We start from the raw sequence: 3,799 nt of genomic DNA, 5'->3' as shown, positions 1-3,799 counted from the left end.
CTCAGTAGCCTTCCATCAGGCTGTCGAGCTATTAAGAGGTTATCTGAGACGGGCTAAGTATGCGCTGATGATTCTGGATTTCCAATGGAGCCATAATTTTCCAAATAGCACCGATATGTATGCTGATCTGAAAGGTAGGCTGGATAGAAACGGGTGGAGTGAACGCTGCGAGGTGATTGTGATCGATCCGATGCTGGAGAGTTGGGCGTGGGCCGATATCCAGACGCTGGCTCGCTGCATTTCCCCAAAATACGCGCCGCAGGTGCAACAGGCGCTGATGAACCAAAAGCCCGCTCACGGTAAACCTGCGGATCCCAAGAAAGCTCTAAGAGATCTGCGCTTGCCCGGTATTCGGCGCGTGCCCGGTTTTAAGTTGGATGACGCCTTCTATAACGAGCTCGCGTGGCATATTCCTAAACAGGTGATTCTCCGATGTCAGGATCCGTCTTTCGTGAAATTGCGCTCGGCGCTGTCTTCGTGGTTTGGACCCTGGCCGTAGCCCGCCCGGCTGGCGCGCAGACCCCTGCGCCATCGGTGCCGGACGATGAGGTCAACCGGGTGGCGAAGCGCCTGTATTGTCCGGTCTGCGAGAACGTGCCGCTGGATGTCTGCGATACGCCGGCGTGCGTCCAGTGGAAGGAGGAGATCCGGACAATGCTGGCGGAGGGACGGAGCGAACGCGACATCGTCGATTTCTTCGTCACCCGCTATGGGATGCGCGTGCTGGCCGTGCCGCCTCCTCAGGGGATCGGGCTGGGGGTCTGGTTGATCCCGGCCATCGGCCTCCCGGCGGCGGCGCTCTGGCTGGCCCTCCGCCTTGTCCGCTGGCGCCGGCCCGCTCCAGCACCGGAACCCCCTTCAGAGTCCGCGCTGGACGAAAACGCCCGGATGCTGGATCGATGGGTCCGGGAGCACTGGTAGAGGAGGACGGAGATGCCGCGCAGGGGACGATGGGGCTGGTGGATCGGCCTGGCAGCGGTCGTTGTCTTCCTGGCTTTGCTGGGCTGGGCCTTCGTGGAACGCGGGCGGACGGCTCCCGCCCGAGGCCCTGCGCCGGATTTCACGCTTCCCCTGTATGAGGGGTATGACGGCGGGCTCGGGATCCGGGAATTCCGGCTCCAGGATTGGCGGGGGCGGGTGGTGGTGATCAACTTCTGGGCTTCGTGGTGCAAGCCATGTGAGGAGGAGGCCGCTCTGCTGGAAGCCCTGTGGCGCAAGTATCGGGATCGCGGGGTGATCTTCGTGGGGGTGGATTACCTGGACGCACCCTCGGCGGCGATGGGCTATCTGCAACGGTTCCAGATCACGTATCCGAACGGCCTCGATGTCGGCACCCGGATCTCCCGGCTGTATCGCATCACGGGTGTCCCTGAGACCTTTGTGGTGGACCCCCAGGGCCAGGTGGTCTTCTATAAGGCGGCGCCCATTCGGCCCGGGGAGTTGGAGGCAGTGATCGACCGGCTTCTGGGCTCTTCATCGGACGTCAAGCCATGATTTGGAATGGCGTCGCCCCACGATATGGGGCGTCTCCCCTCTTCGTAGCTTCTGACTTCTTTTTCTCAGGGATGGCTTAGGGATGGGCGGGGCCATCTGCAGCGGCCCCGCCCGCCCCTAACTATTCAATGTCGGACCGGCTCCTAATCACGTAGCCCCTAAGGGAGATACGCCTGGATGAGCGAAACACTGGCCGCTCTGGTCACCTTATTCGGAATTACAGCGCTGGTCCTCGCCTACATCTTTCAGCCGCTCCGGAAGGCCTGGGTGGATCGGAACGCTTCCTCGGCCAGGCCCGCCCTGCAGATCCAGTATGAGCGGGTGCTGGGCATATTGCGGGATCTGGAAACCGATTGGCGCACTGGGAAGCTCCCGGACGAGGATTACTACGAGTTGCGCCGGCGCTATCTGGAGGAAGGCGCCACGTTATTGCGGGCGATCCAGGAGGGGGAGGAAGCGGTCGATTGGAAAGCCCGGGTCGAGGCGGCCGTCCAGGCCCGCCGGGCGCAGCTCCGGAGGAAGAGCGCATGAACCGGAATCGATCCGTAGGATGGGTTCTCGGGCTAGCCCTGTGGTTTCTAACGGGATGTTCCTTGACCCTGGCCGCTCCTCCCCCGGCCGGCGAGATCCCCTTCCGAACCCAGCCCTGGCCCACGCCGACGCCTTCTCTTCCCCCCATCGGCCTTTCCTTGCAAACCGGTCGGTCGCTCTTTCAGGAGCACTGCGCGGTCTGCCATGGCCTGAGGGGGCGGGGGGATGGCCCGCAGGCGGCGGCCCTCCGGGCCCGGATCCCGGATGTGCGTCTGGATCTGACAGGGAACTTAGCCGAACGCACGGCCTCTCTTCGAGATTGGTTTCAGGTGGTCACGCAGGGCCGGGCGGAGCGGGGGATGCCCTCGTGGTCGAATGCCTTAAGCGATCGTGACCGTTGGGCCGTGGTGCTTTACGCTTGGTCCCTCACGGTGCCGCCCGAGGCCTTAGCGGAGGCTGGAAGCTACTACCGGGAGGCCTGCGCGGACTGCCACGGAGAGGACGGGCGAAAGGGGCCGGTTCCCCTCGCGGATCCCGAACAGGTGCTCAATAGCACGCCGGCGGCCTGGATCGAAGCGCTGCGACCCGGGCGCATCTCCGCCCATGCCGGACTGCGAGAGCTTCCATCCGACTTGCAGCAAGCCCTGATCGCCTATCTGCCTCAGCTGGCCTTCTCCATCGCCGATGGGGCGGCCCTTCAATTGCCGCGTCCAGTGGCCACGAGCTCGATAAGCGGTCGCGTGCTCAATGGGACCACTGAGGCGCCGGCCTCCGGGGTGACGGTTACCCTCTATGTGATGGTCGAAGCCTCGCCCCTTTTCTCCCAGACCGTCTCGACGCAAGCCGATGGGATTTTCCGTTTTGAGACGGTGCCGGTTTATCCGGAAGCCGCCTATCTTCCGGTGGCCGAGTGGCAGGAGGTGGCCTATCCGGCTCCCCATCCGCTGACGCTGACCGCGAGTCAGGAGGTCACCGTCACCTTGACCGTCTTCGATCGAGCGGCGGATCCGGGTGGGATCCACATCGATCAGGCGCATTGGATCCTGCAGCCGCTGGCGGATCGTCTGTTCGTCACCGAGGTGTGGGTGTATTCAAACCGGGGAACGACCACCTATGGTGGGGCAGGGAGCCCGAGTATGATCTTCTTCCTGCCTCCCGCTGCTTCCAATCTGCAGATTTCAGAGGGGGAGCTGGGCGTTCGGTATCGTCATGAGGGCGATCGATTGATCGATACCGCGCCGATCCCGCCAGGGACAGGCTATCAAACGGCGTTCGCGTATGAATTGCCACTGGCCCAGGCGTGGACGCTCTCGTTACGCTCTGTTCACCCGGTGGACCGATGGAATCTTTTGATCGCTGGGGGAGTCCTGCGGGCCTCCGGTCCCGGGTTGCAGGATCTCGGGATGCGCACGCTGGGCAACACAACGTATCATCTTTATGAAGTCGATCCACCTGCCCCAGGCGAAACCCGAACCATTATGCTGCAACCCCACGCGCAGATTCCTCGGTGGCTCGTGCCGCTCCTGCTCGCTCTGGGCGCCGGGCTGGCGGTGGGTCTCCTCCATCTCTGGCGGGGACGGGAGGCGGATCCCATCGATGAGATCGCCCGGCTGGATGAGGCGTATGCGGCGGGGGAGGTAGACGAGGGGACATACCGGCGACGGCGTGCAGCCCTGATGGACCGAGCGATTCGCCGCTGGCGGGTGGGAGGTTTTTCGTCAGGGTAGTGCAGGCTCTATACCGATTCTTTTCGAGACGGGTGAGGGATTTGAGG

At 63.3% G+C, this 3,799-nt stretch carries 5 protein-coding genes; all 5 read left to right on the top strand.

The window, feature by feature from the left end; translation table 11 throughout:
• Nucleotides 1–499 (top strand): hypothetical protein (locus tag NZM16_RS07595; protein ID WP_295479699.1); only part of this gene is annotated, 499 nt, incomplete at its 5' end.
• Nucleotides 478–921, top strand: a complete 444-nt coding sequence (locus NZM16_RS07590) for a cytochrome c-type biogenesis protein CcmH (protein WP_295479697.1) — start codon at nt 478–480, stop codon at nt 919–921. The genes NZM16_RS07595 and NZM16_RS07590, both read left to right, overlap by 22 nt.
• 12 nt (nt 922–933) lie before the next feature.
• Nucleotides 934–1,494, top strand: a complete 561-nt coding sequence (locus NZM16_RS07585) for a thioredoxin family protein (RefSeq protein ID WP_295452792.1) — start codon at nt 934–936, stop codon at nt 1,492–1,494.
• Between the two features lie 177 nt (nt 1,495–1,671).
• Nucleotides 1,672–2,025: a hypothetical protein gene (locus NZM16_RS07580; protein WP_295452795.1), complete on the top strand. Its 354-nt coding sequence runs from the start codon at nt 1,672–1,674 to the stop codon at nt 2,023–2,025.
• The gene (locus NZM16_RS07575; protein ID WP_295452797.1) at nt 2,022–3,752 is read left to right on the top strand and encodes a c-type cytochrome; all 1,731 of its coding nucleotides are present in this window, start codon (nt 2,022–2,024) and stop codon (nt 3,750–3,752) included. The genes NZM16_RS07580 and NZM16_RS07575 overlap by 4 nt, the downstream gene beginning before the upstream one ends.
• The last annotated feature ends 47 nt before the right edge of the window (nt 3,753–3,799 follow it).

Source organism: Thermoflexus sp. (assembly GCF_025055495.1).
Taxonomy (GTDB): domain Bacteria; phylum Chloroflexota; class Anaerolineae; order Thermoflexales; family Thermoflexaceae; genus Thermoflexus.
The sequence above is the reverse complement of the archived record's forward strand: the minus strand, read 5'-3'. Positions and strand labels throughout refer to the sequence as shown.